5 protein-coding genes are annotated in these 3835 nt (G+C 28.4%); all 5 read left to right on the top strand.

The window, feature by feature from the left end:
• Nucleotides 1–148 precede the first annotated feature (148 nt).
• The 5 genes from PQ474_RS25685 (at nucleotide 149) to PQ474_RS25665 (ending at nucleotide 3823) form a co-directional block, all read left to right on the top strand.
• Entirely contained in the window at nucleotides 149–1138 is a 990-nt protein-coding gene (locus tag PQ474_RS25685; RefSeq protein ID WP_273848419.1) for a hypothetical protein, read from the top strand.
• 366 nt (nucleotides 1139–1504) lie between these two features.
• Nucleotides 1505–1876: a PadR family transcriptional regulator gene (locus tag PQ474_RS25680; RefSeq protein WP_273848418.1), complete on the top strand. Its 372-nt coding sequence runs from the start codon at nucleotides 1505–1507 to the stop codon at nucleotides 1874–1876.
• Entirely contained in the window at nucleotides 1828–2613 is a 786-nt protein-coding gene (locus PQ474_RS25675; protein ID WP_273848417.1) for a VanZ family protein, read from the top strand. Before PQ474_RS25680 ends, PQ474_RS25675 begins: the two co-directional genes overlap by 49 nt.
• Before the next feature lie 15 nt (nucleotides 2614–2628).
• Complete coding sequence (locus tag PQ474_RS25670; protein ID WP_273848416.1) at nucleotides 2629–3195, top strand: VanZ family protein; 567 nt, start codon at nucleotides 2629–2631, stop codon at nucleotides 3193–3195.
• Between the two features lie 115 nt (nucleotides 3196–3310).
• Nucleotides 3311–3823, top strand: a complete 513-nt coding sequence (locus tag PQ474_RS25665; RefSeq protein ID WP_273848415.1) for an RNA polymerase sigma factor — start codon at nucleotides 3311–3313, stop codon at nucleotides 3821–3823.
• Nucleotides 3824–3835 lie beyond the last annotated feature (12 nt).

Genomic DNA, 3835 nt, shown 5'->3' with positions numbered 1-3835 from the left:
GGCCAGCAAGCGTAGCGCGGTAGCCTTGACTGAACACTAAAGTAACTAAATGCGACAACTATATTGACAAACACCGAAACAGAAGGAGGCAATCATTAAGAATAAGGGGAACTTAAAACCTACACAATTTACAGCCTTAATTAAGACAATGAAACAATATTTTGCAACTGTCATAATTGAGGGAAGAGGAAGGAAAAGGATAATAACTTGTAGTGGTGAATATGATTATGAAATAGCAAGGGAAGACAAAAGAAAAGATAATGGAACAAAATTAATTTATGAGTATGAAATAAACAGTTTAGTGCTGGATTTTGTACTAAAAAACTGCAAGAACAAATTTCTAACAATGTCACTAAGTAAATGGTTAGTAAGCATTGGCTTAATTGATTGGCAAATTGTTAATGCTTCTAATAACAAACTTGTAATGCAAGAACATCTAAAGTTATTAGAAGAAAAATATCCAAATAACGCTACTACTAAAGATATGTTAGAGCATTTTATTAACGTTGAAACCGATAAACTAAAAAGAAATTTAGCATCGGTATTTCATAAGTTAGAGAAACATAAAATCATAATTTACAAAAAAGAGTGGTATGGTTGTCTGTTAAATAAAGAAAGAAGAGTATTAACAGAACATGAATTAACTGAAATCGCTAATCACAAAAGAGAATTATGTAATAAGCATAATGTTAATCTTAGAGATTTGAGGTTTAAAACAAAAAATCCCTCTGTTAAAGCATATAAAGAAGATTTTGCATCATTTCTTAATAGTATGGGTTTTAAATACATATATGAGTCACATGGTTGTGTAGTACAAGTTTCAGACAATATAATCAAAGAATATCTTGATAATTTAAATGAAAAAGATGAACTAGTATTCTGCTATGGATTAAGTGAAACTGACATATTTAGTCTTGTGTATAATTTCAAAAGACTATTTACTGAACGCTCATTGGAATTAGCAAAGGCTAGACAAGATAATAAGGATAATAATTCTGACCATCAGTACATTAAACAATTAAAGGTTTTTGAGGAATATTTACCAATTTGGGAGATATTATTAATTTTATACGGATTAACTAATTATCGAGAGCCTACTATATTAAGAATAGAGCATAAACATATAAATGTAATATGAAATATTTGAATAACCTTAGGTGTAACGTAAATTTTAAAATGATAATAACACAAACCTAATGTTACCAAGTATTCCAAACACAAAATAAATAATTAGACCTCATACTATTGTGTATGGGGTTTCTTAATATAAAAGAGATGTTTTATCAAAAAAAAGTGTTATGCACCTACAATCCTTTTAAATAATTTATACGTATGATTTATTAAAAAAGTAAGTTACTAGAGATACTTTTACGTATGATTTTAATATATTAACTTTACTTAAAATGGAAATTAGCAACTTTATAGATCTTAACCTTGTAATACGATGTATAAGGTGATACGATGTAATGGAAATTTATTACTTAATAATGGGGTGATATTGATTATGGATAAAGAAATAATGAAAGGAAGTATTGATATTTTACTCCTTTCAATCCTAAGTAAACGGGATATGTATGGGTATGAAATGGTAAAAACATTAAAGGAAAATAGTAATGAACTTTATAATATGAGTGAAGGAACGTTATATCCTGCATTGAAAAGATTAGAAAACAAAAAATGGCTTAAATCATATTGGGATAACACAGAAGTGGGTGCAAGAAGAAAATATTATCAAATAACGGATGGGGGTAAAACAGAGTTAGAAAGAAAACTTTCGGAATGGAAAAAAGTAAATAATTTAATAAAAGTATGTTCGGAGGGCATGGCGTGGATAAGAACATCGAGTTGTTTGTTAAAGAAATTGTTAGTGAACTAAATTGTAGTGAGGAAGAAAAAAGTGATATAGCTGAAGAAATAACAGACCATATAAACTTATTAAAAGATGATTATATAGAGCGAGGGCTTTCTGATGAAGCAGCTACAAAAAAAGCAATAGAAAGTTTTGGACAACCTAAACAATTGAGAAATGATTTTCAAAAATCTTTATCCCCCTATTATAAAATAGTAAAAATAGGTACATGGACTTTATTTTGTTTGTACGCATTCATTATCCTGTTTAATCTGTTATTTCAACGAATAATAATTCGTATTAGTGATTACAACCATGCTGTTTCTAATAATTATGAACTTATTAATCGTTATTTTTATACTCCACCCAATTCAAATGGTTTTCTAGATATTGAGGTTTGGCAAATAAATGCTAATATTATTCCTTTTAGCAACACTTATAATTACATAGTAAACAACCAGAATTATAACTTAAATATCGTAATCGAAAACACAATAGGAAACGTTCTTATCTTTATTCCTTTAGGAATATTTCTTACTATCTTATTTAAAAAATTTAATACTTTGTCAAAAATGGTGATTTGTACTTTAATTATAAGTTTTACAATAGAACTTCTACAATTCACACTAAGAGTAGGTCAATTTGATATTGACGATATTTTACTAAACACATTAGGTAGTGTTATTGGCTATCTTATAATAAATGCAATAATTAAGGGTACTAGCTTTTTCAAAGTAAGAGTATTCCCTAAATCGACAAATTAGGAGAGGGGGGGAATAATGTTTTTATCTTTTATAACTTTTTTGGGTTCAATTGTTCTAGCACTCTACATACTAATAGACCTCATAAGTAACAGATTTAAAAATATTAAAAAGAGAATTATTTTTTATAGCTTTATTTTCTACCTAATTCATGTTGTGCATTTTACAGTTGGAATACTTTTCTATCCACCAATAGAAGATACATATGTAAAAATACAATTTATTCCGTTCTACTTTATTTACGACCTATACTTACTTAATGATAGGGGTAATAGTTGGTATTTTTGGAATGCAGTAAAGTTATCCTTTTTTAATTTGATAATGTTGCTACCATTAGGAGCATATTTATCATTATTATTTAGGATTAATAGCATTAAAAAGGCTATTTTTATCACTTTTTTAGTAAGTTTGTTTATTGAGTCTTATCAACTAATTTTAGAGTCTTTAGGATTTACAGTTGGAAGGACATTTAATGTAGATGATTTAATTCTAAATACTCTCGGTGGCTTAGTTGGTTTCGTTATGTTTAGCTGGGGATGGAAGACTTATAATTCTGTTACAAACTATAAAAGAAAATCTGCCTAATTATCTAACAATATTTTTGTGAGAGTTGAATGTTGACTCTCCTTTTTTTATTTTATTAAAGATGTAAACCATTTGGATGACAAATTCGTTATAAAGTTAAGGAAGGAGGTCAGGAATGGATGATACTGAATTTCAAAGACACCTAAACAGCCAACTAAAACTGATATTCCATTATCTAATAAAACAAGGTGCATCAAGGCAGGATGCCGAGGACATTGTACAAGAAGCAGCATTAAAATTAATAGAGAATATTAATGCTATTTCTCCTGAAAAGGTTCAAAGTTGGCTTTTTAGAGTATCACTCAATCGATACTATGATTTATTAAGAAGAAACAAAGTAAAGGATAAAGCATCGTTAGAATTACAATTATTTGAAAAGATAAAACAAGGTTTATTGCCAGAAGAAGTGTTGGTTCAGAAAGAGATTAGCGAAGAAGTAATAAACGCCCTTGAAAAGATGCCAAAACGTTATAAGGAGTTTTTGATACTCAAATACATATTTGATTTACGCTATAAAGATATTGGAAAAATAGCAGAATTAAATACAGGCACGGTAAAAACAATTATCTTTCGAGCTAAGAAGGTTTTTATTGATATATATAGGGAGGTACAAAATGAGCAAGGATAACAAAGACGAAGA

This window comes from Halalkalibacter alkalisediminis (assembly GCF_028610705.1).
GTDB lineage: Bacteria > Bacillota > Bacilli > Bacillales > Bacillaceae_D > Halalkalibacter > Halalkalibacter alkalisediminis.
Note: the sequence above shows the minus strand (reverse complement) of the source record. Positions and strands in the feature narration are given on the sequence as shown.

Bases quoted from the DNA above. Each gene is read 5' to 3' on its own strand.
- PQ474_RS25685 (WP_273848419.1), top strand. From the start codon at position 149: ATGAAACAATATTTTGCAACTGTCATAATTGAGGGAAGAGGAAGGAAA.
- PQ474_RS25680 (WP_273848418.1), top strand. From the start codon at position 1,505: ATGGATAAAGAAATAATGAAAGGAAGTATTGATATTTTACTCCTTTCA.
- PQ474_RS25670 (WP_273848416.1), top strand. From the start codon at position 2,629: ATGTTTTTATCTTTTATAACTTTTTTGGGTTCAATTGTTCTAGCACTC.
- PQ474_RS25665 (WP_273848415.1), top strand. From the start codon at position 3,311: ATGGATGATACTGAATTTCAAAGACACCTAAACAGCCAACTAAAACTG.